This is a genomic window from Vibrio sp. V38_P2S17PM301 (genome assembly GCF_009904845.1).
GTDB lineage: Bacteria > Pseudomonadota > Gammaproteobacteria > Enterobacterales > Vibrionaceae > Vibrio > Vibrio proteolyticus.
Genome location: NZ_WXWO01000100.1, coordinates 20,854 through 46,476, shown reverse-complemented (window position 1 = coordinate 46,476; position 25,623 = coordinate 20,854). Strand labels below are relative to the sequence as shown.

22 protein-coding genes are annotated in these 25,623 nt (G+C 50.9%); 13 read left to right on the top strand and 9 right to left on the bottom strand.

What is annotated here, in order from left to right; all coding sequences use genetic code 11:
* The first annotated feature begins 11 nt into the window (after positions 1-11).
* The 6 genes from CAG64_RS21120 to CAG64_RS21095 all read left to right on the top strand — a co-directional run bounded on the left by CAG64_RS21120 (position 12) and on the right by CAG64_RS21095 (position 7,061).
* Entirely contained in the window at positions 12-956 is a 945-nt protein-coding gene (locus CAG64_RS21120) for a sugar kinase (RefSeq protein WP_161457890.1), read from the top strand.
* A gap of 16 nt (positions 957-972) precedes the next feature.
* Complete coding sequence (locus tag CAG64_RS21115; protein WP_161457889.1) at positions 973-1,602, top strand: bifunctional 4-hydroxy-2-oxoglutarate aldolase/2-dehydro-3-deoxy-phosphogluconate aldolase; 630 nt, start codon at positions 973-975, stop codon at positions 1,600-1,602.
* An 88-nt stretch (positions 1,603-1,690) separates the two neighbouring features.
* Positions 1,691-4,141: a beta-N-acetylhexosaminidase gene (locus CAG64_RS21110; protein ID WP_161457888.1), complete on the top strand. Its 2,451-nt coding sequence runs from the start codon at positions 1,691-1,693 to the stop codon at positions 4,139-4,141.
* A 314-nt stretch (positions 4,142-4,455) separates the two neighbouring features.
* Complete coding sequence (locus CAG64_RS21105; protein WP_021703640.1) at positions 4,456-5,076, top strand: L-threonylcarbamoyladenylate synthase; 621 nt, start codon at positions 4,456-4,458, stop codon at positions 5,074-5,076.
* A gap of 104 nt (positions 5,077-5,180) precedes the next feature.
* The gene (rluB, locus tag CAG64_RS21100; protein ID WP_021703639.1) at positions 5,181-6,113 is read left to right on the top strand and encodes a 23S rRNA pseudouridine(2605) synthase RluB; all 933 of its coding nucleotides are present in this window, start codon (positions 5,181-5,183) and stop codon (positions 6,111-6,113) included.
* A 114-nt stretch (positions 6,114-6,227) separates the two neighbouring features.
* On the top strand, positions 6,228-7,061 hold the full coding sequence (locus CAG64_RS21095) for an N-acetylmuramoyl-L-alanine amidase (RefSeq protein WP_161447874.1): 834 nt from the start codon (positions 6,228-6,230) through the stop codon (positions 7,059-7,061).
* 99 nt (positions 7,062-7,160) lie between these two features.
* Here the strand turns inward: CAG64_RS21095 and cydC are convergent, their stop codons facing one another.
* From cydC to trxB, 3 genes are all read right to left on the bottom strand, one after another.
* Positions 7,161-8,882, bottom strand: coding sequence for a heme ABC transporter ATP-binding protein/permease CydC (gene cydC, locus CAG64_RS21090; RefSeq protein WP_161447872.1), 1,722 nt, complete (start codon positions 8,880-8,882; stop codon positions 7,161-7,163).
* Positions 8,875-10,662, bottom strand: a complete 1,788-nt coding sequence (gene cydD / locus CAG64_RS21085) for a heme ABC transporter permease/ATP-binding protein CydD (RefSeq protein ID WP_161447870.1) — start codon at positions 10,660-10,662, stop codon at positions 8,875-8,877. Before cydD ends, cydC begins: the two co-directional genes overlap by 8 nt.
* Before the next feature lie 114 nt (positions 10,663-10,776).
* Positions 10,777-11,736 (bottom strand): thioredoxin-disulfide reductase, encoded by a 960-nt coding sequence (trxB, locus tag CAG64_RS21080; RefSeq protein WP_161447868.1) that lies wholly within the window; start codon positions 11,734-11,736, stop codon positions 10,777-10,779.
* Between the two features lie 413 nt (positions 11,737-12,149).
* On the opposite strand from trxB, the gene CAG64_RS21075 reads away from it, so the two are divergent.
* Positions 12,150-12,806 carry a 2OG-Fe dioxygenase family protein gene (locus CAG64_RS21075; RefSeq protein WP_021703634.1) on the top strand — a complete coding sequence of 219 codons (657 nt, stop codon included), beginning with the start codon at positions 12,150-12,152 and terminating at the stop codon, positions 12,804-12,806.
* Entirely contained in the window at positions 12,790-14,025 is a 1,236-nt protein-coding gene (locus CAG64_RS21070; protein WP_161447866.1) for a cysteine desulfurase-like protein, read from the top strand. Before CAG64_RS21075 ends, CAG64_RS21070 begins: the two co-directional genes overlap by 17 nt.
* Positions 14,026-14,061: 36 nt before the next feature.
* On the opposite strand, the gene CAG64_RS21065 is transcribed toward CAG64_RS21070, so the two are convergent.
* From CAG64_RS21065 to CAG64_RS21050, 4 genes are all read right to left on the bottom strand, one after another.
* Positions 14,062-14,889 carry a DUF2797 domain-containing protein gene (locus CAG64_RS21065; RefSeq protein ID WP_161447864.1) on the bottom strand — a complete coding sequence of 276 codons (828 nt, stop codon included), beginning with the start codon at positions 14,887-14,889 and terminating at the stop codon, positions 14,062-14,064.
* Positions 14,890-15,047: 158 nt separating this feature from the next.
* The gene (locus CAG64_RS21060) at positions 15,048-15,815 is read right to left on the bottom strand and encodes a SanA/YdcF family protein (protein WP_161447862.1); all 768 of its coding nucleotides are present in this window, start codon (positions 15,813-15,815) and stop codon (positions 15,048-15,050) included.
* A complete protein-coding gene (locus tag CAG64_RS21055; protein ID WP_021703630.1) occupies positions 15,788-16,111 on the bottom strand; it encodes a DUF3392 domain-containing protein in 324 nt (107 codons plus the stop codon). The genes CAG64_RS21060 and CAG64_RS21055 overlap by 28 nt, the downstream gene beginning before the upstream one ends.
* Positions 16,112-16,257: 146 nt before the next feature.
* Positions 16,258-17,946 carry an NAD-dependent malic enzyme gene (locus CAG64_RS21050; RefSeq protein ID WP_021703629.1) on the bottom strand — a complete coding sequence of 563 codons (1,689 nt, stop codon included), beginning with the start codon at positions 17,944-17,946 and terminating at the stop codon, positions 16,258-16,260.
* A gap of 157 nt (positions 17,947-18,103) precedes the next feature.
* Between CAG64_RS21050 and CAG64_RS21045 the strand changes: the two genes are divergently transcribed.
* The 3 genes from CAG64_RS21045 (at position 18,104) to CAG64_RS21035 (ending at position 21,828) form a co-directional block, all read left to right on the top strand.
* Positions 18,104-20,452 carry a helicase-related protein gene (locus tag CAG64_RS21045; protein ID WP_161447861.1) on the top strand — a complete coding sequence of 783 codons (2,349 nt, stop codon included), beginning with the start codon at positions 18,104-18,106 and terminating at the stop codon, positions 20,450-20,452.
* A 216-nt stretch (positions 20,453-20,668) separates the two neighbouring features.
* Positions 20,669-21,046 carry a transporter gene (locus tag CAG64_RS21040; protein WP_161447859.1) on the top strand — a complete coding sequence of 126 codons (378 nt, stop codon included), beginning with the start codon at positions 20,669-20,671 and terminating at the stop codon, positions 21,044-21,046.
* Between the two features lie 146 nt (positions 21,047-21,192).
* Positions 21,193-21,828, top strand: a complete 636-nt coding sequence (locus tag CAG64_RS21035) for an outer membrane beta-barrel protein (protein ID WP_161447857.1) — start codon at positions 21,193-21,195, stop codon at positions 21,826-21,828.
* Between the two features lie 105 nt (positions 21,829-21,933).
* Here CAG64_RS21035 and CAG64_RS21030 read toward each other — a convergent pair whose 3' ends face one another.
* Together CAG64_RS21030 and CAG64_RS21025 are read right to left on the bottom strand one after the other, a co-directional pair.
* Entirely contained in the window at positions 21,934-23,124 is a 1,191-nt protein-coding gene (locus tag CAG64_RS21030) for an amino acid aminotransferase (protein ID WP_161447855.1), read from the bottom strand.
* 309 nt (positions 23,125-23,433) lie between these two features.
* Positions 23,434-23,676 carry a hypothetical protein gene (locus tag CAG64_RS21025; protein WP_161447854.1) on the bottom strand — a complete coding sequence of 81 codons (243 nt, stop codon included), beginning with the start codon at positions 23,674-23,676 and terminating at the stop codon, positions 23,434-23,436.
* A gap of 254 nt (positions 23,677-23,930) precedes the next feature.
* On the opposite strand from CAG64_RS21025, the gene CAG64_RS21020 reads away from it, so the two are divergent.
* Positions 23,931-25,340, top strand: coding sequence for an aminotransferase-like domain-containing protein (locus CAG64_RS21020; RefSeq protein WP_161447852.1), 1,410 nt, complete (start codon positions 23,931-23,933; stop codon positions 25,338-25,340).
* Between the two features lie 73 nt (positions 25,341-25,413).
* Positions 25,414-25,617, top strand: coding sequence for a hypothetical protein (locus CAG64_RS21015; RefSeq protein ID WP_021703622.1), 204 nt, complete (start codon positions 25,414-25,416; stop codon positions 25,615-25,617).
* The last annotated feature ends 6 nt before the right edge of the window (positions 25,618-25,623 follow it).

The following is a 25,623-nucleotide window of genomic DNA, read 5'->3' as shown; positions in this document are numbered from 1 at the left end:
CAAGGTGAACGATGACCTCTTCGACTTACACTAAGATTGCGTTCTTTGGTGAATGCATGATTGAACTCAGCGGTGACCCAATCCGAAAAAGCTTCGGCGGCGATACGCTCAATACTGCCCTCTACCTCTCTCGTTTAACCGCTTCGCATCCCGTTCAAGTGGCTTATGCGACAGGGTTGGGTGACGATACGTTGTCTCGCGAGTTGATTGAATACTGGAAACAAGAAGGTATCGAGACCGATTTGATCGAAACCTTCCCGGCTAAATTACCGGGCTTGTACATGGTGCAGACTGATGAGGCGGGTGAACGAAGCTTTCTGTACTGGCGTGATAGCGCGGCAGTGAGAAACTACTTTGTCACACCTTCGTTAAACAAACTCGAAGCGGCGATTGCCAGACAAGATCTCAATTATGTCTATTTGAGCGGCATCAGCATTGCGATTCTAGATGACGACAGTAAAACAAGGCTTAAAGAAGCGCTCAATCAGTTTTCGCAAGCCGGTGGCAAAGTCATTTTCGATAACAATTTCCGCCCGCAGCTTTGGTCTGCTGAACAAGCCAGACACTGGTATCACCAAATTCTGCCATTGGTCGATATTGCCCTGATTACTGAAGACGATGATGTCTTGGTCTGGGGGAAGGAAGAAAGCGCAGAGCAGCGCAGCCTTCGTTTGGGCTGCCAAGAAATCGTGATCAAACGGGGCTGCGAGCCATGCAAACTGCTTTGGCGACAAGGTGATGCAATCCAGCAAACTTATGTGGTGGCAGAGAAGGTCGAAAACGTTGTGGATACTTGTGCGGCGGGTGACTCGTTTGCCGCAGGTTACTTGGCAGCGCGGCTGACCGGACAAAGCTGTGAGCAAGCTGCACATCTTGGCCACGCGTTGGCGGCCACGGTCATTCAATATCCCGGTGCGATTATCCCTAATGACGCCATGACGCACCTTATCCGATAACTTGTGAGAGCCTATTATGTTCCAAACCATGATCAACCAATTAACACAATTTAAAGTGATTCCTGTTATCCAGATCAACCGTGTCGAGCACGCTATTCCTTTGGCAAAAGTGTTGGTGGAAAACGGCCTGCCAGTGGCTGAAGTAACCTTTAGAACCAAAGCCGCAGTAGAAGCGATCAAAGCCATGCGCGATGCATATCCGGAAATGTGTATTGGCGCAGGGACAGTTTTGACGCCAGAACAAATTATTCAAGCGAAAGAGGCAGGTGCTGAGTTTATTGTCGCTCCCGGTTTGAACCCGAATACGGTGCGTTGCTGCCAGGATATGAACATGCCTATCGTACCGGGTGTCAACAGCCCCAGTCAGGTTGAGCAAGCACTGGAGCTTGGTTTGACATTTCTTAAGTTTTTTCCGGCAGAAGCCAGTGGCGGTCTGGCTATGGTGAAGTCTCTGCTTGCGCCTTACGGCGATGTCAGCCTGATGCCGACCGGAGGGATCGGCAAACATAACGTTAACGATTATCTCGCGATCAAGCGTGTGGTTTGTTGTGGCGGAACCTGGGTGGTGGCACCGGACTTGATCGAAAACGAACAGTGGGACGAGATTGGCAACCTGGTCCGCGAAGCGGTGGCGCTGGTGGCTTAGCGCGTCTCAGGTTTAACCCCAAGTCGTGCTTATTCAGGCAGTGGCGTGACTTGGGCTGGATAATAATAACAACGCTAGGATATCAAGGATGAACAAAGGTACATTAGCACTACTGATTTCAGGTTTACTTACCATTCCGGCAACAATGGCGAAGACTCCTAATTCCGACCTTAACCTAATGCCTTATCCTAAAAAGGTGGCGCTGGGGCAGGGCAAAATCCCGCTGAATAGTGCGTTCAGCATCTACATCAAAGGCTACGATTCGCCGCGTGTACAATTTAATGCTAAACGCATTATGGATCGTCTGTATCGTCAAACCGGTGTGCCGATGTTGAATTGGCAAGCAAAGTCTGAAAATGACGCCACATTAGTGATTGATATTCGCCACGCCCCTAAAACAGAGGTGCAGAACATCGACAGTGATGAGTCTTATCAACTGGAATCGCGCAATGGTCAGATCCTTATTCGCTCGGAACGCCCGTATGGGGCGTTCCATGGCCTGGAAACCTTCTTGCAATTGGTCGAGACGGACGCGACAGGTTATTTTGTGCCTGCCGTATCCATTCAAGACGAGCCACGCTTTCCCTGGCGCGGTGTCTCTTATGATACCGCTCGTCACTTCATCAAAGTGGAGGTGATTCTTCGTCAGTTGGACGCGATGGCTTCGGCCAAGTTGAACGTTTTCCATTGGCATATTTGGGATGACCAGGCGATTCGTATTCAGTTAGATAGTTATCCCAAATTATGGCAGGACACGGCGGACGGTGAGTACTACAGTAAGGATGAAATTCGCCACGTCGTGAATCACGCTCGCAACCTTGGTATTCGCGTCATCCCGGAGATCTCTTTGCCCGGGCATGCTTCGGCGGTAGCGCATGCGTATCCGGATCTTATGTCGGGCACCGGAGAGCAGTTTTATCCTCATCAACGTGGCTGGGGTGTTTTTGAACCTTTAATGGATCCGACCAATCCAGAACTTTATAAGATGCTGGCCAGTGTGTTTGATGAAGTGAGCGAGCTGTTCCCCGATGAGTATGTTCATATTGGTGGTGACGAGCCCAATTACCAGCAATGGCGCGACAACACTAAGATTCAGCAGTTTATTAAAGACCACAATCTTGATGGTGAACGCGGTCTGCAAGCGTATCTCAACACCAAAGTTGAACAGATGCTCGAAGAGCGCGGTAAGAAGATGTCCGGCTGGGATGAGATCTGGCACAAAGATCTGCCTACGTCGATCGTGATTCAAAGCTGGCAAGGCCATGACAGCATTGGTCGTGCGGCTAAAGAGGGTTATCAGGGCATTCTCTCGACCGGTTATTATTTAGATCAACCACAGCCCACCAGCTACCACTATCGTAATGACCCGATGCCCACAGGAATGACGGTCGATGACAAGCTTCATACTGGAGAGAAGTTCGCGACTTATGTTTGGGTGAAGCCGCGTACGAAAGGCGGCCCGCGCAAAGGCAATTTAACCATCATCGAAGCGGTGGACGGCAATTATCGAGCGTTTACCGACTACAATGGCAAATCTCGCGACGAGGTTTACATCATCGAATACGTTCCTGGTGTGAAGTTCCGGGGGCACTTCGATAATTTTATGTCGTACACCGAGTTTAATTATGAGTTTGCTGACGGAAAGCTGAAAGACACCAGCTATCAGTTGATTGGCAATGTGCGCTGGCCCACTACTGGGCAACTGGTGGCAAGCAGTGATATTAGCGGGAGTGTGATTCCGGCTCCCAATGGCGGTTATCCGGCGGAGCTGACCGAGAAAGAACAATCGCTCATCTTAGGCGGTGAAATGACCATTTGGGGCGAGAACCTGGATTCAATGACCATCGAACAGCGTCTATGGCCGCGCAGCTACGCGATAGCTGAGCGTTTGTGGTCGAGCCAAACCCTTACCGACGAGCGCAGCATGTACAAGCGCATGAAGGTCATGGATACCTGGTCAGAAATTTCACTTGGCCTGCGTCATCACGCAGATACCAATAGGATGCTCAAACGTCTGGCCAATGGTGGCGATGAAACGCCGCTACGAACCCTTGCAAAATACATCGAACCGGCACAGTATTACGCTCGTCATTGGCAGAAGTGGATTTCGACGCCCAATAAAGGCGATCTGTACAATCAGTATGAGCGCTTAAATCGTTTTGCGGATGCATTGCCCGTTGAGAGCTTGGCGGCGTATGAGATGCAAGATTTAGTGACTGCGTTTGCCCTGGGTGATAAGGCTGCGTTAGACGCCTTGGCCAGGCATTATGACACCGTCAAACTGGCCGCCCAACAGGCGAAACCTATCTTTGCGAAGAATATTGCCTCCGTCGAGACGGTGCCGCTCACTGAGGCTGCAGTGCAACTCGCCGAGTTAGGGCTTGAGTTGATTGATGCGGCTAAGCAGGGGCGCCCTATCACGCAGAATGCTGCCGAGAGATATCAGAGAATCATTAATGAGAATGCCGTGATTATTGATGAGACCATCGTCGCTATCGTGTTACCAACCCAACAGTTACTCTATACACTCAAAGGGTGAGCAATCCTCGCACCGTCTGTTTCCCCAGATGGTGCGATTGGCACAGTATCTCTGCCTGCCGATCCGATCATTATGCTCTCCCCCCCCCCCCCAAAAAAAAAAATCTTTGCAGACGCAATCTTGTTGTTACTCAATCCACAAAATCAGTGGCTCGGCCGCTTAGTTTTACACGCTCGAGTTTGCCACTGAGACAACGAAACAGTACATACTTTGTTACACCATGTTATTCTATATCTAAACTATTGATTGCACGATGTACTGGGTCGATAGGACTCGACGAAGAGAGTCTGAAGATTCGAAAGTGAGGAATTACAATGAGCCAGTTTTTTTATGTACACCCAGAAAACCCGCAAGCGCGCTTGATCAGTCAGGCCGTAGCAATCATTCGCAACGGCGGCGTGATTGTTTACCCAACGGATTCTGGTTACGCCCTTGGCTGTCAGTTGGAAAACAAACAAGCGCTGGAACGCATTTGCCAAATCCGCCGTCTGGACGAAAAACACAACTTTACCCTGTTATGCCGTGATTTGTCTGAGCTGTCTCTTTACGCTCGAGTGGACAATACCGCATTTCGTTTGCTGAAAAATAACACGCCGGGTCCATACACCTTTATCTTTAAAGGGACGAAAGAAGTACCTCGTCGCCTGATGAACGCTAAGCGTAAGACGATTGGTATCCGTGTGCCTGACAACCGTATTGCACTTGATTTGCTCGAAGCGCTGGGTGAACCTTTGATGTCGACATCGCTGATCTTGCCGGGGAATGATTACACTGAGTCGGATCCGGAAGATATCCGCGATAAACTCGAACATGCCGTAGACGTGATTCTCAATGGCGGCTATCTTGGAGAGAAGCCGACAACGGTGATTGATTTCAGTGAAGATGAGCCAGTATTGGTCCGACTTGGCTCAGGCGATCCGGCGCCGTTTGAGTAAACGAAATAGGTGCTTTTTGCCAGTTTTTTTGCGATAATACGCGGCCGCATTTTGCGGCCGCAGTTTTTATTCGACGTCTGTGAAGACGACACATAGGTAGATAAATGAACGAAAAGTTACAGAAGGTTTTAGCACGAGCTGGTCACGGTTCTCGTCGTGAATTAGAAGCGTTGATCAAAGCTGGACGAGTAAGTGTTAATGGTGTGGTAGCTAAACTTGGCGAGCGTCTTGAAGACGAGAATGCTGTGGTACGTATTGACGGCCACACAGTTTCTGTTAAAGCGCAGGAAGAAGTCGTCTGTCGAGTTCTGGCTTACTACAAACCGGAAGGGGAGTTGTGTACTCGCCACGATCCGGAAGGCCGTCGCACTGTCTTTGACCGTCTGCCTAAAATTCGTGGTTCACGTTGGATCTCTGTCGGACGTTTGGATGCTAATACATCCGGTCTGCTGTTGTTCACGACGGATGGTGAGCTGGCAAACCGATTAATGCACCCAAGCCGTCAGGTGGAGCGTGAGTATCTGGTACGCGTATTCGGTGAAGTGACAGAACAGAAAGTTCGTAACCTGGTGAAAGGGGTCGAGCTGGACGATGGTCTGGCACGTTTCGAAGACGTGGTGTACGCGGGTGGTGAAGGTATGAACCACACGTTCTACGTGGTGATCAATGAAGGTCGTAACCGCGAAGTTCGCCGTCTGTGGGAATCTCAGGAATGTACGGTAAGTCGTCTGAAGCGTGTGCGCTACGGCGATATTTTCCTGGACAAGAAACTGCCACGTGGTGGTTGGATGGAGCTGGATCTGAAGGAAGTGAACTACCTGCGTGAGCTGGTTGAACTTCGCCCGGAAAAACAGACTTTGCTGGACGAGAATAAGGCGAACACTTCACGTAAACGTGAGCGCTCTCGTAGCCAGAAGATCCGCCGTGCGGTGAAGCGTCATGAAGAGCGAGTCAATTCGCCAAAAGGTCGCAGTAATAACCCTTCACGTCGTAAAAGTAACCGAGCGACGGGTGAACGAGGTTCGCGTACAAAATAATACGCCATATTGCTAATCAGAAACGCAGCTCTCGGGCTGCGTTTTTTATTTGCACTCTTTGACAGCTTAGATTATTGATCGTGTTCACCATTCGTTTATCTGCGGTCGTTTTTCATGTTGGTTTATTCTCGTTATTTGTCTCGCCGTTTGTTTGTCTTACTATGTGTGTTGTTTACCGGCTGTACCGTGACGCCGTATCGTGTGGAGCCTGTCCACTCACCCAATTCCAGCCCTAGAATCTCCAGCATTGTTCTGCATTACACTGCGCTGAATAACCAGGCGTCACTCGACATACTGACTCGCGCTGATTCAGGAGTCAGTGCCCATTATCTGATCCCGCAGGGGTGCCAGTCATCGCCCTGCCCAGTCTTACGGTTAGTCGAGGATGACCAGAGAGCCTGGCATGCTGGGCAGAGTCAGTGGCGTGGGCAAGCAGGACTGAACGCCAGTTCGATAGGGATTGAAATCGTCAATCTGGGGTATCCTGAAGCCGAAGCACAACTTCCGATCGAGCAACGGAAATGGGATGAGTTCGAAACCCGACAAATTGAAACCGTGGCGGCGCTGATTACGGATCTCGCCAAACGGTATCAAATTCCACCTCAGCGTATTCTTGGCCACAGTGATATTTCTCCTGGCAGGAAGCTAGATCCGGGTCCGCGTTTTCCGTGGCGCCGTTTGCATCAGACTTATGGAGTAGGAGCTTGGCCCGACGAGTTTGAAGTCGCGCGAGTGATGCGCTTGCCAGCGCCGGAGGACGCGTTGTCATGGCAAACCGCGTTGGTGGAATACGGTTACGCATTACCGATAACGGGTCTCTGGGATCCGGTTACACAGCAAGTGCTGCGTGCATTTCAGTTACACTTTCGAGCAGACAAGGTTGACGGGCTACCGGATCTTGAAAGTTGGGCGAGATTACAGGTGTTGCTGGCGCAGTATTCACGTTAACTATGACCCGTCCTGATATGGGGTTGGAAAGTGTCAACCTTATTTAGGACGGTACACTAAGACACAAAAAAGCCGCTCAGGGAGAGCGGCTTTTTTACGCTAGAGTGTTTGAGTGAGCTGATAGTAACGACCTTGCTGTGCGAGCAGTTCTTGGTGTGGTCCGTACTCAACGATTTCACCTTGCTCAATCAGACAGACGGCGTCCATTTTGTCCATATCTACCAAACGGTGAGTAATAAACAACACGGTTTTTTCAGCGAAGTGCTCGCTAAATAACGCCATGATTTGTTGCTCCGTCTGTTTGTCCAAACCCTCAGTCGGCTCATCCAACAGGAGGATAGGGGCGTTGTGCAGCAACGCTCGCGCGATGCCGATCCGGCGCTTTTCACCACCTGAAAGCTGACGTCCTCCGTCACCTAACCAGGCATCCAAACCGTTATCCTGAAGAAGTTTCTGCAGACCGACTTTTTCCAGTGCGGCGCTTAGCTTGGCGTCGCTGGCATCAGGAGCCGCCATAATCAGGTTATCCCGCACGGTGCCGTTCAAGACGTCCACACGCTGGCTGACCACAGTCATTGCCCGGCGCAACTGGCTTTCACTCCATGCACTTAGCGGTTGGCCCGCAATGGCGACCTGACCGTGCTGCGGATCCCAGTATCGGGTCAGTAACTGCATCAAGGTTGATTTGCCAGAGCCAGTCTGGCCTACGATCGCCACCCGATGGCGTGCTGGAATATCCAGAGATACTTGATTGAGCACGTCCAGTTGCCCGTCAGGGTAGCGGAAAGTGATATCCTTGAATTGAATGTTGAACTCCTTGTGATGCTCAACAGGCTGCTCTGGGAAAGTGACGTCGGGTTCCGACAGGATAACGTCATTCAGTCGTCGCGCCGATGTTAATGTTTGTCCCAGGAACTGGAATGCGCCGGCAATCGGCATCAGCAGTTCAAAGCTCGCCATGGTGGCAAACGCCATCAGGGCGAGCTTTGGATCCGGAGTCTGTCCGCCGACACCATCGGCGGCCAGCCACAAAACCAACGCCAGGGTCCAGCCGTTGGCCAGCAGCAGCAGACCTTGCGCCAGGCCAGAGAAGTGGGCGTTAACAAACTGATTGGCAATCAGTTTGTTTTGCGCGTCGACAATCGCTTCACGATAACGCTTCTCTGCACCGAAGATGGTTAGCTCACTGTATCCTTGCAACCAGTCTAACGTGGTCACACGCAGAGCCGCTTTATGTTGTGTCAGCTCTGTGCCGTTGCGTTTCCCCAGTTTGTAGAACACTACGGGCCAGATCAGCAGCAGAGCCATCATAATGGCACCCAGCGTCAGACCAAGGGCCATATCCCACCAACATAGGAAGGCCGTTAAGCCGATGATACCGAGCACACCCACGATGATCGGACTAACGAGGCGCAAATAGACATGGTCCATGGCATCAACATCGGCCACCAGACGGTTAAGCAGGTCTGCATCACGCAGGTTAGACACCCGACCAGGGATCAGCGGTGCCAGCTTTTCAAAAAAGAAAATACGCAGGTCAGTCAGCAGCTTGAACGTTGCATTGTGACTGACAACTCGTTCACCCCAGCGACCGGCGGTGCGGCCCATTGCAAACCCCCGGACAAAAGCCCCGGGCAGCATATAGTTGAAGGTTTCCCGCGCGATAGTTAGCCCGGCAACGGCTGCGGCCGCCAGGAACCAACCGGATAACGTCAGCAGGCCGATCGAAGCAAATAGAGTCAGAAACGCGAGCAGCATGCCGAGTGACAAGCCAAACCAATGTTTCTTATACAGTTTCAGATAAGGGAGTAAATCACGCATCTAAGTTCCCCTTATTGGTTTGATTCAGGGCCTGATTGGCACGTAACATCTCGCGGAACAAGCCGTCGGTGTTGGCTAGGGTATCGAAATTGCCTTGCTGAACCAGTGCACCGTCTTGCATGACCAGAATTTGTGCCACATCCTGTAATGGTGCCAGTTGGTGGGTCACCATCAAAGTGGTTGTGTCTTGGATCTGCTCTGACAACCCCTTCATTACCAGGCGTTCGCTGCGGGCATCCAGACTGGCTGTCGGTTCATCCAGCAACCAGAATCGCCCGTCCTGCAACATCGCCCTGGCCAAAGCCAGACGCTGAGCCTGACCGACCGAAAGGCCACCCGAACGATCCGATACCTGATAATCCAACCCTTGTTTTGCGACAAACTCAGCCGCGAAAGATTGCTCCAGTACGCGTTGAACGTCTTGATCCGCAATATTATGTTTACCGAGCGTGACGTTGTCGCGGATTGAGCCATGTACCAGCAGCGGATTTTGGCCGACCCAACTGATGACTTGTCGCCAACTGGCGAGATCCAGTGATTTGAGTTCGCTCTGGTTGATCCTGAGTGACCCCTCATAAGGCAGGAAACCCAAAATTGCATTGACCAGGCTGGTTTTGCCCGCACCGCTTGGGCCAACCAGTGCGGTTGTTTGATTGGCGTGGATCGCAAAGCTGACTGGGCCGAGCAATGGCTTACCTTCGGGACTAAAAACGGTCAGGTCTGTTGCTTCGATGGTGATTGCGCCGCTGTCAGCAAGCTGCTGCTCACCGGAGCGAATTTTACTGACGTCGGTTTGCAGAAATTCGACAATGCTTTCAGCTGCCCCGACGGCTTGCTGTTTGGCATGGTAGAACGTCCCCAAATCGCGAAGCGGCTGATAAAACTCCGGAGCCAGAATCAGAATAAACAGTCCGGCAAACAGGGTCACACCAGTACCATAGGTACCGAAATTCAGCTCACCAATAAAGCTGAAGCCGAAATACACCGCCGTGATAGCGATAGAGATTGAGGTGAAGAATTCCAGCACCGCAGACGAGAGAAACGCGATTCGTAGCACGTCCATGGTGCGGGTGCGGAACACTTCTGAAGCACCTTTCATCACTTCCGTTTCTGCTTGTGTGCGATCAAACAGACGGATAGTGGTCATCGATTGCAGGCGGTCATAAAAGTGACCGGATAGACGCTGCAGCGCTTTGAAGTTCTTGCGGTTGGCATCAGCTGCCTTCATGCCAACAAATGCCATGAATAACGGAACCAGTGGCGCGGTCAGAAGGAAAATCAGACCCGCGGCCCAGTTTAATGGGAACACCACAACCAAAATCACAAACGGCACCAGGACTGACAACGACATCTGAGGCAGATAACGAGCGAAGAAGTCGTGCATTTCCTCAACTTGCTCCAGCAGCAATGTCGCCCAGGAGCCGGCCGGTTTGCCTTTTATGTACGCCGGGCCGAGCTCGCGCAGTTTATCCAGAATGAGCTGGCGGATGTAAACCCGAATTTGCTCACCACAACGGAAGCCAGCGATTTCCCGCCCCCATGCGCATAGTGCACGTATGGCGATAGCGCCAACCAGTCCGAGGAAATAGGGGATGAGCTCCGATTTGTCCACCTGTTCAATGATCAACTGGTGAAGAATGGAAGCGAGCAGAGCGGCTTGCGCCAGTAAAAACAGGCTTGATAACACACCGAGACCAACAGCAATGCCGAGCCAGCGCTTTGCAAGCTTGCTCTGCTGCTTGAGCCAGGTGTTCAAGCTGCGTCTTTTTTTCTTATCCATTTCGAAGGCTTAATGAGAATTATTATGTGTGTAAGAACCTGGCATTATACAAAATAAAGCCCGGCGGGAATACCGCCGGGCTTTTGGGTTTTGAAGTAAAAATGAAAAATGTTTTTACTTATCTGAAAGGGCATCCAGGTAGCGTTCTGCATCCAGGGCCGCCATACAGCCAGTTCCGGCTGAAGTAATGGCCTGACGATAGTTGTGATCCATCACGTCACCTGCAGCGAATACACCTTCGATACTGGTTTGGGTAGCGTTACCTTCCAGACCTGATTTCACCAGAATATAGCCGTCTTTCATATCAAGTTGGCTTTCAAAAATACCGGTATTTGGCTGGTGGCCAATCGCGATGAAGACGCCCATAACGTCGAATTCTTCGGTGGCATCGGACTGAGTTTCTTTGAGTCGAACACCAGTCACGCCCATATCGTCGCCGAGCACCTCGTCCAGGGTACGGTCGGTATGAAGCACAATATTGCCATTCTCGACCTTGTCCATTAGGCGATTGATGAGAATTTTCTCCGCACGGAAACTGTCACGGCGGTGGATAAGGTGCACTTCAGAAGCGATGTTTGCCAGATATAAGGCTTCTTCAACGGCCGTGTTGCCGCCGCCAACTACCGCGACTTTCTGGTTACGGTAGAAGAACCCGTCGCAGGTTGCACAAGCCGATACGCCGCGCCCTTTAAATGCTTCTTCGGAATCCAGACCCAAGTATTTGGCAGACGCGCCAGTAGAAATGATCAGAGCATCACAAGTGTATTCACCACTGTCACCTTTAAGGCGGAACGGACGCTGTTGTAAGTCCACTTCGTTGATGTGATCGAAGACGATTTCGGTTTCGAATCGTTCTGCATGCTCTTTCATGCGATCCATCAGGGCGGGGCCTGTCAAATCGTGGGCGTCACCAGGCCAGTTTTCGACTTCTGTGGTGGTGGTGAGCTGACCACCCTGCTGCATACCAGTGACCAGCACAGGATTCAGGTTGGCACGAGCTGCGTACACTGCCGCTGTGTAACCGGCAGGACCCGAACCAAGAATTAATAATTTACAGTGTTTTACGTCGCTCATTCGCGCTCCATTAGCAAAGTCGCTTAATTGGTTTTCCTCGATTGTAGGGAAATTATGGGGGCAATAAAAGCGGTATCAAGAATCGTTCACGGAATAATTGGTTATAGATTATTACAGAAGCGTAAATTGAGCTGGTAAGTGGTGATGACGTAAATATTCCCCCATAAAACATTGATTTATATTGGTTTTGATAGTTTTATAGTGAAGGTGTCTATTTTTTCAGCGTTCAGTGTTTTTAATTTAGATTCTATAACTGAATTGTGTTCATTTATTAGATTTAACTTTCAAATATGACGTTAAAACCGAATTATGCATGGTGAAGGGTTGAGTTTGCCAGATATCTGCGTATTCTCTTGTGTAAATTAAATGTTAACAGCACAAGATAATAGTGTACCTTCATTAAGGAGTAGATGATGTTACATTCCCATCCAAACACCCTACATATCACTCAACTTAGCCACAAAGCGCTGGAACAACTTTCGCCTTCGTTTGCCAAGTTACCAAACACTGAGCACGCAGATGGTCAGTATCGTCTGCGTCGTTATTCAGTGGTGCGTTTCGTCAACGGCATGGTAACGGAGCTGGAACATCGCCAGTTTATGCAAAGTTCCGACATCAACCGTTTTCAGGGCAACGTGTCTCGCCAGTTTGAGTCTATTCTACCTTCCACCCTCGACAGCGAGGGAATGCGAGAAATGTGTGCTCTGTTTGTCAAAGCCAATCAACTGCCGGATGGACAGGAAATTGAAATACATCAGATCCGTATATCTGCCGTGTACGAGCAAACGGAAGTAGCGCCGGAGGGGGTGCACCAGGACGGGTTTGATCACATTGCGATTATTGGTATTGACCGTCATAACATCAGCGGCGGTGAGATCATGTTGTATGAAGATTTTGATGAAGCGCCGTTCTATCGCAAAGTGTTGAGTAACGGCGAAGTCGCCATGCTGGCAGACAGTAAGCTATGGCACAACGCGCGTCCAATCCGCTCATTAGAGGAAGGGCAGCGTGGTCACATGGATGTATTTGTTTTAACGGCGAAAGGTGGTGTCAATGCACTTCAGTCCTGATTCAGCTCGTGCACAATTCAGTGCGTTGGCGCAACGTCACAACGGCATGCCGGTGGTGTTTCTCGACGGGCCTGGTGGCTCACAAGTGCCTGCCAGTGTACTGGAGGCCATGACTCACTACCTCGGTCATTACAATGCCAACTTGGGGGGGCACTATTTTTCCAGCCAGATGACCACCGATCTGATGCGTCGCGCTCGGGAGTCGGCTCAGACTCTGGTGAATGCGCCGTCGGCTGACAACATGGTGTTTGGCGCCAACATGACATCGTTGACCTTCCAGTTAAGCCGGGCGATCAGTCGTGACTGGCAAGCTGGCGACGAAATCATTGTCACGGCATTGGATCACTATTCCAATGTCTCCAGTTGGCAGCAAGCCGCGGAAGATAAAGGGGTGATCGTTCATCAGGTGCGAGTGGATGAGTCCGACTGTTCGCTGGATATGGACCACCTTTTCTCACTGCTGAACGAAAAAACGCGTTTGGTGGCGGTGACTTCCGCGTCTAACACCACCGGCTCTGTAGTCGATGTCAGGTCCGTGGTCGACGCGGCTCATCGTGTCGGAGCGCAAGTTTATGTTGATGCGGTTCATTACGCGCCGCACCATTTGCTTGACGTGCAGCAGTTAAACTGTGATTTTCTGGCGTGTTCCGCCTACAAGTTTTTTGGTCCGCATGTCGGTATTGCGTACGTGGCACCGAAGTGGCTACACACACTCAAGCCGTACAAAGTGGAACCAGCGACCAATGTGGGGCCGGGGCGGTTTGAAACCGGAACGCAAAGCTTTGAGGGCTTGGCCGGTATTATCGCGGCGGTGGGCTATCTAGCGCAGTGGGGCGATCCTCAGGCGACATTGCGTGAACGCTTAGAGCAAAGTTTTGTGCAGTTCAATGCGCACGAGCAGGCGATTACGGAGCGTTTTCTGTCACGTCTGGCGAGTTTGGATGGCGTTCAACTTTATGGACGTGCGGTTGCGGACAGTCAGTTAAGAACGCCGACGTTTGCGTTGACGTTTGACCAGTTCGCCCCTGAATTGGTCGCGCGTGCTCTGGGTGAGCAGAATATCTGTGTCTGGAATGGCCACTTTTATGCACTCGGCTTAGTGAAACAGCTGGGGCTGGAAGAGAGCGGCGGTGTGGTGCGAATCGGCTTTATGCATTACAACACACTTGAGGAAGTGGATAGATTGTTTGACGCGCTGGAGCGTCTGCTCCAAGCCTAATACAAACAAGCCCGCGATTCGCGGGCTTGATTTCTTTTAAGCGTCAGACACTTCGACTTCATACGACGTGAATTTTCTGATGTTGATCACCCCGGTGTCGAAGATCAGGTACTGTCCTTTGATGCCTTTCAGTATGCCGGTGACTTCCGGGTTCTTATCAAAGTTGTGTGACGTGATTTTGCTCGGATGCTCGGTGACCGGGTAGGCGATCGGCGTGATTCCTTCACTCAAGACTTCGATGGCATCGTCTCCAAATTCTGCTTTGATCTCGGCAATTTTGTCTTCGACCAATGGCAACATATGGTGGAAATGTTCTTCCAGTGCCAGCGGCTCTCCGTCGCCTTTTAGCAGAGTACGCCAGTTGGTTTTGTCGGCTATATGCTTCGCCATTTCCACTTCGATCAAACCGGAAATCTGACGGGTTTTGACCTTGAAAACTGGCAATCCTTGTGTCGCGCCTTGGTCGATCCAACGAGTCGGAATTTGAGTATGACGGGTGATGCCGACTTTAAGGCTGGATGTGTTGGACAGATATACATAGTGATCGACCATGCAGTTTTGTTCCCCCCACTCCGGCTCACGACAGGTACCTTGCGCGTAGTGGCAGGTTTCCGGCTTCATAATACACATGTCACAGCTGGCGAGTTTCTTCATGCACACAAAGCAGTGTCCCTGAGAGTAACTCTTCTTGGTTTTTTTGCCGCAGTTGCAGCAAAAAATATTACCGGTATGCGTCAGGGTTAGGGTTTTCCCGATAAAAGGGTTGAGATCCACCAGTTCATCCCCGACAGGCAAACGGTAGCGAACGGTGTCGTTCAGGTCCGCTTTCATTTTACGTAGCGTACCTTTCGCGATTAAAGACATGACATTGCTCTTTAGTAATTATGTTGTGACGCAGTGTAGCAAACCCAGGCGCGTTTCAAAAACAGCGCCAGAGTTTCTCGAGTTCAAATGCCGAATCGTTGTTCAGAGAAAAAGGAATAGTGTGATGAAGACTCACCAGAGGTTTGCGGTGGGGGGAGTCAAAGTGAATTATCGATCTGGGTCTTGGCCACGTCAGCCTGTTCGTCGTCTTCAGGCTTGAGAATCGGCTCTTTTGGGCCGAGAAATTTCGGCTGAGTGCCAATCACGTAAAGATCGAGAAATGCTTTGGTACGCGCGAACACTTCCCGCAGACGAACTTTAAACCCGGAATGGCTGGTCGGGCCGGGTACGGCCAGACACTTGGCGTGGATGTCGTGGTAATCGGCAATAAACAGCGCACGCTCGCAATGGAAGCGCTGCGAAATGATCAGAAAATTGTCGGTATCAAAAATCTTTTTGGCGCGCACGACCGAATCGAGTGTCCGAAAGCCTGCGTAATCCAGAAACAAGTGCTCGTCAGGAATGCCGGCTTTGAGCAGGTCACGTTTCATCGTCCAGGGCTCATTGTACGAACGATGGGCGTTGTCTCCGCTGAGCAGCAGATTGTCGACTTTCCCGTTTTTGAACAGCTCGATGGCGGCGTCAATACGGTGGGTATAGTACTCGTTTAATGTTCGGCCGAGGTATTTACTGGTACCGAGCACCACGGCCACACTGAATTTATCCACTTGCTCCGGGCTGGATAAAACATTGTCCCGGGTTTGATAAGTCACCCAACGATCAATCACAACAACGGCCACCATCGCCGCAATCGCCAACAGCAGCAGAATGCGCAGACATCGGACAATCATCTTCCGATTCAGTTTGGTTGAACGTTGTTTGTTGTGAATACTGACCACTAGATTTGCCGATTCCTTTGCGCCCATACACCTATGATTATAAAGCTCGAGATAACTACTGCGAACATGATGCCTGTATCGAGGTTTTTTAGTGTCCGAGTCAGGTAAGGTGTTGCTTTTATTATAACTAATCCGTAACCAAAGGCGTTAATAAGAATGAAGACCAGTGTCCGGATGGTGAAATGCTGATTGCGCAGTAAACCGCGGAAGAATCCGTTGATTTCGTTGCCCAGCATCACCAGGGCACAGGCCACCAGAGCGGTTGATATTTCGCTGAGATAAGGGCGAAGGTAGTCACCTAACGTATTGAGTATGTCTAACATTTTCTGAATGATATCCGTATTGAGAAAGGAAGAATAACACGAAGAGCGGCACTGTCATCAAGCCCCGCGAGATGTAAAAGTGTTAAACGACCATTTTATCAGCAGCCTTAAACAACAAACCCTGGCCAAGCCAGGGTTTGTTTCACTTAGAATGCCGTGCGTTTGTAGCGGCGGTAGACTGGTTGCCAGAAGTGCTGGTCAATCGCTTGCTCCAGTGCCTCGTCGGATATCTCCTGCGCCACACCTTGCTCAATGGCTTTTTTGCCCACGGCAAACGCAATCTTTTTCGACACTGAGTGAATGGCCTCAAGTGGTGGCAGCAGCGCGCCCTGGCCATTGATTGCCAGAGGCGAGCAGGTTGCCAGTGCCCGGCTGGATTCCATCAGCATCTCGTCGGTTACGCGTCGTGCGTTGGCTGCCAGCACACCCAGACCAATACCCGGGAAAATGTAGCTGTTGTTGCATTGGGCAATCGGGTAGCTCTTACCTTCATGAATGACAGGGTCAAACGGGCTGCCTGTTGCCACCAATGCTTCGCCATTGGTCCAGCGCAGAATGTCTGACGGCGTTGCTTCCACTCGGCTGGTTGGGTTGGACAGCGGGAAAACAATCGGGCGAGGACAATGCTTGTGCATCTCTTCGATCACTTCCTGACTGAACAAGCCCGGCGCGCCCGAGACACCAATCAGTACGGTTGGTTTTGCATTGCGCATCACATCCAGCAGTGAGTATCCGTTTCCTTCTGCTTCCCATTTGCTGGTGTTTTTGACTTTCTGGACCAGGCGTTGTTGGAAGTCCAACAGGTTTGGCATGCCTTCCTGAAGCAGGCCCCAGCGGTCGACCATGTAAACCTGTGAGCGGGCTTTTTCGTCTGAAATGCCTTCTGACACCATTTGCGCGATGATGGCTTCAGCAATACCACAACCTGCAGAACCGGCTCCCAGGAAAGTAATGCGCTGCTCAGATAACTTGCTGCCCGCCGCTTTACAGGCGGCCAGCAGTGAGCCTACCGTGACGGCCGCGGTACCCTGGATATCATCGTTGAAACAGCAGATACGGTTTTTGTATCGTTCCAGCAGTGGCATGGCGTTTTTCTGGGCGAAGTCTTCGAACTGGATCAGTGCTTCTGGCCAGCGACGTTGAACAGCCTGAATGAACTCTTCAACAAATGCGTCGTACTCAGCGCCAGTGATACGCGGATGACGCCAGCCCATATACATCGGATCGGCCAGACGTTGCGGGTTATTGGTACCGACATCCAATACAATCGGTAGCGTATAGGCCGGGCTAATACCACCACAAGCGGTGTACAGAGACAGCTTACCAATAGGAATGCCCATACCGCCGATGCCCTGGTCGCCCAGACCAAGAATACGCTCACCGTCGGTAACCACGATCACTTTTACGTTGTGGTTAGCGGCGTTATTTAACAGATCATCAATGCGATCGCGATTCGCGTAAGAGATGAACAGACCACGGCCACGACGATAGATATTCGAGAAATTCTCACACGCAGCGCCCACAGTCGGGGTGTAGATGATCGGCATCATTTCTGAGATATGGTTCTGAACCAGACGGTAGAACAGGGTCTCGTTAGTGTCCTGGATGTTGCGCAGATAAATGTGCTTATCCATGTCACTTTCAAAATTACAGTATTGCTGATACGCACGCTCAACCTGTTCCTGAATGGTCTCTGTGCTTTCTGGCAAAAGACCTTCTAGGTTGAATGACGCGCGCTCTTCGGCAGAAAATGCACTGCCTTTGTTGAGTAGAGGTGTACTTAATAATGCTGGACCAGCAAATGGAATGTACAGAGGGCGTTTGTCGTTATTCATTGGAAGCCTATGTGAAGGATAGAACGGAACCCGAAAATGATAGGGTTTAGTTATCGTGTTGTAAATAGAATGACCACTCCGTCGCACGGGTTCCTGTTCGTTTATCGACAACGATCAGGATATAATTGTTTGTCTGATTTCCAATTGTTGATTTTCTATGCATTCATTACCCATTGACGTCCTAGCGCCTCAGGTACAATCCTTACTGTCCCGACACCATCTGGTGGTGGAAGCCGAGACCGGGTCCGGCAAATCTACCCGGTTACCGCTGTGGGCGGCAGAGCAGGGGAAAGTACTGGTGGTTGAGCCACGACGTATCGCCTGTACGTCTCTGGCTCAGTTTCTGGCGTTGCAACGTGATGAGCGACTGGGCCAGTCTGTTGGGTATGCGATCAAACTGGAAAATCGGTTTACGCCGGATACTCAAGTGGTATTTGTCACACCGGGGGTTGCGCTGCGCTGGTTTGCAGAAAATAAGCTGGCACAGTTTGATGTGGTGATGGTGGATGAGTACCACGAACGCCGCTGGGATACCGATGTGCTGGTGGCGATGCTCAAAGCACATCAACATCATCGCTTGATCATCACGTCAGCGACACTGGAAGGGGAACGACTGGCTCGTTATGTCGGTGCACAGCGCTTGCAGGCGCAGGGGCGGCAGTTTCAGGTCGAGATGTGTTATCGCGCAAAGGAGTCGCGCCAGTTACCGGACAGCCGCGGGCTGGAGTCTCGGGTCAGGCAGGAAATTGAACAATTGATCGCAAGCGATATTCAGGGCGATGTTTTGGTCTTTCTGCCAGGGCGCAAAGAGATTGCGTTGTGTCAGAGCGCACTGACTGCATTGCACGACTGGTTGGTGGTTCCGTTACACGCGTCGGTGAGCGATAAAGAACGCGAATTGGCGCTGAACCCGCAATCGCAACGTAAGGTTGTACTTGCCACCAATGTTGCAGAAACCTCGCTGACGATTCCGAATATCGTTGCTGTGATTGATTCCGGTCTGGAGCGGCGCACCGTGCAGCGTAACGGCCGTACTACTCTGACCTTAACTCATATCTCAAAAGCCAGCGCCCGCCAGCGTAGCGGCCGCGCCGGTCGTGTTATGGACGGGATCTGTATCCGCTTGTATGGTGAACATGCTGCCTTGGAGAACGTGACCCCGCCAGAGCTGCAGCGTGAAGCGTTGACCGAGCCGATGCTGACATCAGCGACTTGTGGCTATTGTTTAACAGAGCTGGATCTGCTCGACCAGTTGCCGGAAAAATCGCTCGACGCAGCACATGCACTGCTACGAAATATGGAAGCGTTGGATGACAAAGGGCGGGTCACCGAGCACGGTCGCACCCTCTATCCATTGCCCATTGATGCTTTGTATGCTGATTTGGTGACCCGGATGCCAAGCAAAGCCCTCAAAGAAGCGATGATAGATTTAACCGCGGCGTTGTCTGTGCCTGCTGCCCTATACTCCTATCGCCCAGATCCCGATGCGCTTGAGTTGCTCAATCAAGAAGAGCCGCATCACTGTGATGCGGAAATCAATATCAAACTGGTACGCGACGTTGTCTTGCCTGGCGTACGCACTGAGCCGGATGCACTTGCTGAGGCTCGCGGTCTTGCAGAGCAGATGCGCGAGGTATTTGCGTTGCCGATGTTAGAGGTGGCGTCACGTTACGATCGGGCAGCTCTGTGCGAAGCGATTGCTGGTTTGCATCCTGAGTTGCTGTTTGTGCGCCGTGAGCGTCGCCGGGAAGCGCTGGGCAATGGACACCTTGAAGTGATGCCAGCACGCCACACCCGTTTCCATGAGGCGGCGGAGGCGGCGTTGGTGCTTGATACGCACAGCCTCCCGGGACGAGGCGTGAAACAAATACTCAATCTGGCAACCGTGATGCTACCGGTTCCTCTGGCGCTGCTTGAGCGGTTGGAGTTGGGTGAGTGGCAACAGGGAGAAACCGTGTATGACGGCGAGAAGGCGCTGTCTAATCTGGAGCTTGTGTTTGCCGGACGGATCGTCGCAACCCGCCAGGTCGCAGCTCAGGGGAGTTTGGCGGTCAAACCCATTGTTGAGGCGGTAATGGCTGAGGAGTTGATGCCGGGGTTTGCCAGACGCCGAGAGGCGGAAATCACCCACTGGAAGATTTACGCTCAATTGGGGATGACACCAGAATCCGTATCACAAGATTTATCGTTTGAATCCTGGTTCAGCGAACAGTTAACCCTATTGGAGTTGGACAGTGTCGATGATCTGGCGCTGTTCAATGAGTCTGATTTTCCTTTTGCAGGTGTTCCCGACTGGGAGTATGCAGACTTTGCTGAAACCTATCCGTTGGAGCTCAATCTCGGTGATCTGAACCTGAGCGTCGAATATTACCCTGCGAAGAAGCTGGTTCATGTGGTCTATCAGAGCGGGTTACGTAAAGGTGACCCCAAACGCTGGGAGTTGCCGCGTTGGCAAGGGTGGCGGTTACAGTATAAAAAAGCCAGCCGGATCGTGGATGTTAAATGATCTGCGTACAGGTGTTTTTTATTCTACGCCCTAAATATTAATCAACCCGACACATATGTGATCACTCTTGTACGGAGTTTGTTATGAATTTGGTTTTTATATAGCGTTTTAACCTTTTATTTGGTTCTAAAAGATGATTGTTCTATATCCTGTTGCTATATAGTCGAGCATAACGGATAGTAAGGATATCGTACTGCGTACAAGTCGGGGGAAAACATGGATCACATAGAGCACGTCAGCGTTAATTTTGACTATACCTCTTTCCTCGGCGCCTCGTGTGACAAAAAATGGACTTTTCTAGAGGCAATGAGCACGTTTGCACCCATTTTTAGCGTGGTGTGGCGAGAGGCAACCGATAACTTTCATTCACCGGAGGATCGGCTTTGGGATGCGGCGCTGCGCAGGCTGTCAACAAACAGAAGTGATGAGTCTAATCTAATCACCTTATTTGAGATTGCCAAAGGGCAGGGGATTGAGCGAATCAAACTGGTGATGCCGTATTCACTCGACAGAGATCAGATCGTCAAAATTGAATCGCGTAGTCACGTGCGCATCGCGGGTCAGCAAGGGGACGAGATCGTTATTGTGTTGTAACGAGTCTTGGTGAATCAAGCAGCCTTAATGGCTGCTTTTTTTGTTGCTGTGCGACCTGCCAAAGTTCACGATAATAATTCTGTTGTGGCTGAGACTTTACACTATTATCAAGGCGTTGAAAGTTAGTCATTTGCAGGAGGCAGTCGATGACACAGTTTGGGCGTGTGAGCCTGGGTATCGGGCTGATCGGAGTATCAGCTGCGGTACTTGCAGAAGATCCGATCCGGGTGCATAAAGTGAATCAGGATTATTTGTACGCCGATGTAAGTGCGGGCTCTCTCGATGCTGACAATGGCGATGAGGGTAATGTTACGAGTGTGATGGTGGGCTACAGTGGACTGTTTGCCGAACACTGGTTAGTGGTTGCGGACTATGAAGCGCGTTTTATCCGACCTGACGAGACCACTACGGAAATCTACTCGTTTCGCCCAGGGGTGGGTTACAAATGGGATCTCAATGATGACTGGCTAATCTACTCGCGGGCCAGGGCCGGGTATTTGCGCACCGTCACTACCGAGGATGACACGGATCAGCAATTATCTGACAGCAGTGATTTGATTTATGGTATCGATCTGGGCCTCAGTTACAGTCCGATTGACAAACTTGAGCTGACAGCGCTCGGTGAACTCAGTCGCAGCGATGCGTTGGATGAAGAGATCGTCAAACTCAGAGCCGACTATTATGTCACTCGACGTTTTGCGCTTGGTGGCTTTTACAGTTACCGTAATGCCGGAGAGTACACCTCCAATGAAGGTGGCATATCGATGCGTTATGCGTATTGAGCACTGCTATAGTGTCAACCTTATTTAGGACGGAACAGTCTACCAATAAAAAAGCCAGCGAACGCGCTGGCTTTTTTGATGATTTCAATCACAGATGAATGGTGATTACAGAACCGCGGCGATGCCTTTGCATAGCGGATTCATGTTAGACTTGGTCATGCCCGCAACACTGATACGACCTGAGCCGACAATATAAATCGCAAACTCTTCTTTCAGACGGTTAACGTGCTCTTTGCTCAGTCCAGAGAAAGAGAACATGCCGTTCTGACGCTCGATGAAGCTGAAGTCAGCATCCACGCCTTCGACTTTCAGTGTTGCAACGAACAGCTCACGCATCTCTTGGATACGGTCGCGCATTTCCGCTACTTCCGCTTCCCATTCTGCACGCAGCTCTGTGTTGTTCAGGATATGGGTCACAACCGCGCTGCCGTGTGCAGGTGGGTTGGAGTAAATAGAGCGGATGATGCTCTTCACTTGTGAGAACGCGGTGGTTGCAATACTTTCGTCAGCAGCAACCAGAGTGAATGCACCTACACGCTCGTTGTACAGACCAAAGTTTTTCGAGAACGAGCTCGCAACCAGGATCTCTTTATTGTACTTAGCAAACGTACGCAGACCAGCAGCGTCCTCTTCAACGCCCTTGGCAAAACCCTGATAAGCGAAGTCAAACAGCGGCAGCAGGCCTTTCTCGGCGACCAGTTTCGCCAGTGTTTCCCACTCTTCCGCGGTAGGATCAATCCCGGTTGGGTTGTGACAGCAACCGTGCAATAGCACGATATCGCCCGCATTGGCTGACTCAAGGTCGCTCAACATGGCGGCAAAGTCTTTATCTTTGGTTTCAGGGTTGTAGTAGCTGTACTGAGCCGTCTCAATACCCGCTGCCGTAAACACACCGTTGTGGTTTACCCAGGTTGGATTGCTGATCCAGATTTTTACATCGCCCAACTGGCGTTTGATGAACTCGCCGGCAACGCGAAGGGCGCCTGTACCACCTGGCGCCTGAGCTGTTTTTGCTCGTTTTTGTGCCACAACTTCAGAATCGGCGCCAAAAAGCAGTTTTTGTACCGCCAGCGCGTATTCAGCCGTCCCTTCAATAGTCAGGTAAGATTTGGTTTTTTCAGTTTCAAGCAGAGCTGCCTCGGCTTTTTTGACAGTCTTGAGAACTGGTGTTTCACCGCTCTCATTTTTGTAGATGCCTACGCCAAGGTTAATCTTCTCAGCACGCGTATCTTTCTTAAACTCTTCTGTTAAGCCAAGGATAGGATCAGCAGGTGCTGCAAGAACTTTTTCAAACATAATCTTCATCCGTGTTAATTGAGGGTGGGCTTTAAAAACTCCGTTATTTATACCTTTCTGAGAAACCGGACACAACAGCAATAAAACAGAAAAGTAAAAAATAATTCATTTTTCGCCATTGGCTGTATCAGTCGGGGATTTTCAGTATAAAAACGGCAGCCTGCGGAAGGGAAATGTCTCAGTATTTTGGTTTAAGCAAGCAACAAAGGGTGAGAAGGAGAAAGGGTATTCCTCTGGCGCGGAAGCCAGAAGCAACAAGCCCGGTATCTTACTGCCGGGCTAAGGCAACTCTTACGGTGTCAGGCGTGATCACTTGGATTTATGTGCCCATTGATTAATGTGCTTCAAAATGGCGTTCAGAGCGTGTTCTTTTGTTGGTTTATCTCCGGTACTAACCTCCAGGTCACCTTTGGCATGCAGGCCCGTGGCATCTTCCGCAATATGCAGCCAGTCCGGATGCCAGTAATAGGGCTGGCCATTGGGGGCATTCCAGCTGTGTACGCCGTTGGTTTCGCCTTTGTATTTTATGTCTTCCGTTTTGAACTTACTCATGATTACTCTCTCAATTCTCAGGTTCAGTAGGGTTAACATCACTGTTCAAAATTAAATCTATCAGATGGTGACATAATTAACGTGATAGTGATCTTATAATCCCCCCATGATATTGATTATCCGGCGTTTTACTTCATTTTGCGCTGTGGACGCACCCAGTGTGAGTCGAGTGTGACGTTTCTCTTGGATATAAGAGCAAAAAAACACTGAAAAATCAGATGTGTTACAGTGCGCAGATAACAAGTGAGGGTTGTATGACACGTTATCAGTTGCTGGCTCAGGAGATACGCCGCCAGATAGAAGATCAAACCTGGCGAGCCGGGGACAAAATTCCGTCTGTGCGCGCGACCAGCCGCAGTCACCAGGTGAGTACCAGTACTGTATTACAGGCGTTTCAGTTGCTGGAGAGTGAAGGGTTGTTGGTCGCCAGGCCACAATCTGGCTACTTTGTGGCCGCCAAAGAGCGAACCGCATCGGTCAGTGAAGTGCCAAAGCCCGCCCTGATCAACGATCAGCTGTTCACTTTTCTCAAGCAGAGTGCGGATGAGACTCTGATACCATTGGGATCGGCGTTTCCGGACCCAACCTTGTTTCCGGCGCGCGATCTGGCCCGTAATCTCGCCAGTGCTAACCGTCAGGTTTCCTCGACCAGTTGGCTCAGTCATCTGCCACCCGGAGATGAAACCCTGCGCCGGAAAATCGCGCAGCGATACCTGCAGCAGGGAATCCATATCAGTCATCATGACATTGTCGTAACCTCGGGTGCGCTGGAAGCACTGAACCTGAGCCTGGAAGCTGTGACGGTGCCGGGCGATTATGTGATCATTGAATCCCCGGCCTTTTATGGCGCCTTGCAAGCAATAGAGCGCCTCAACCTCAAACCGGTCGAAGTGCCGGTCGATACTCAACATGGTCTGGATTTCGATGTATTAGAGGTAGCATTGGCAACCTATCCGGTGCGGGCATGCTGGCTGATGCCCACGTTTCATAACCCGACAGGCAGTTGCCTGACTGAGTCAGCGCGGCAACGCCTGATGCAACGTCTGGCTCAGCAAGACGTCGCGGTCATTGAAGATGACGTGTATGGTGAGCTGTATTTTGGTGAGCGCAAACCGAAACCGTTGAAAGCCTTTGACCACAACGGGCAGGTTCTGTTGTGTGGTTCTTTGTCCAAATCTTTGTCGCCAGGTTATCGGGTTGGCTGGGTTGTATCTGAGCGATACAATGAGCTGATTCAAAGGCAGCAACTGCTGTCGACCATCTCCAGCAGTGTGCCGGTGCAAAAGGGGCTAGCACACTATCTGACTCACGAAAGCTATGACAACCACCTGCGGAAGTTACGCAGGGCACTGGCTGAACGTCAGTTGGCGATGTCTGTGTTGATGCGAGAGTGCTTGCCTCCGGAAGTAACAGTGGCTGCACCTGAAGGCGGTTATTTTCTCTGGCTGCGTTTGCCTCACGAGATAGATGCCAATGTGGTACACCAAGTTGCGCTGGAGCATGGGATCTCGGTGGCACCGGGCAGTCTGTTTGCGTTCGACGACCGGTTTGTCCACTGCCTGCGTATTAACAGCTCATATTCACTCGACGATCCACGTATTGCTGCTGCGATTCAGGCTCTGGGTCACATCATTACTAGGCTGAGCAACTGTTCGGTGCGTTAGTGCGCCATCTGTACTGCTCAGGGTGACACCAACAGTGCTGTAATGGCTTCGATGTATCACAAGGAGCCAGATTATGAGCACAACAAAACGTCGTGGAGAGCTGTTTCTGATTGCCTGGGCGATCATCAGCGCTCTGTTGTTGGTTCTCGGACACTTAATTTTGTCCAAGTCTTTTGTCGGGTACGCCTGGACGGAATACACGGCGGCAGCCATTCCGTTTGTTCTTTTTGCTATCTTCGTTGCGGCGGTTAAATACGCTGCCGGGAAACCGGACTGAGTTAAT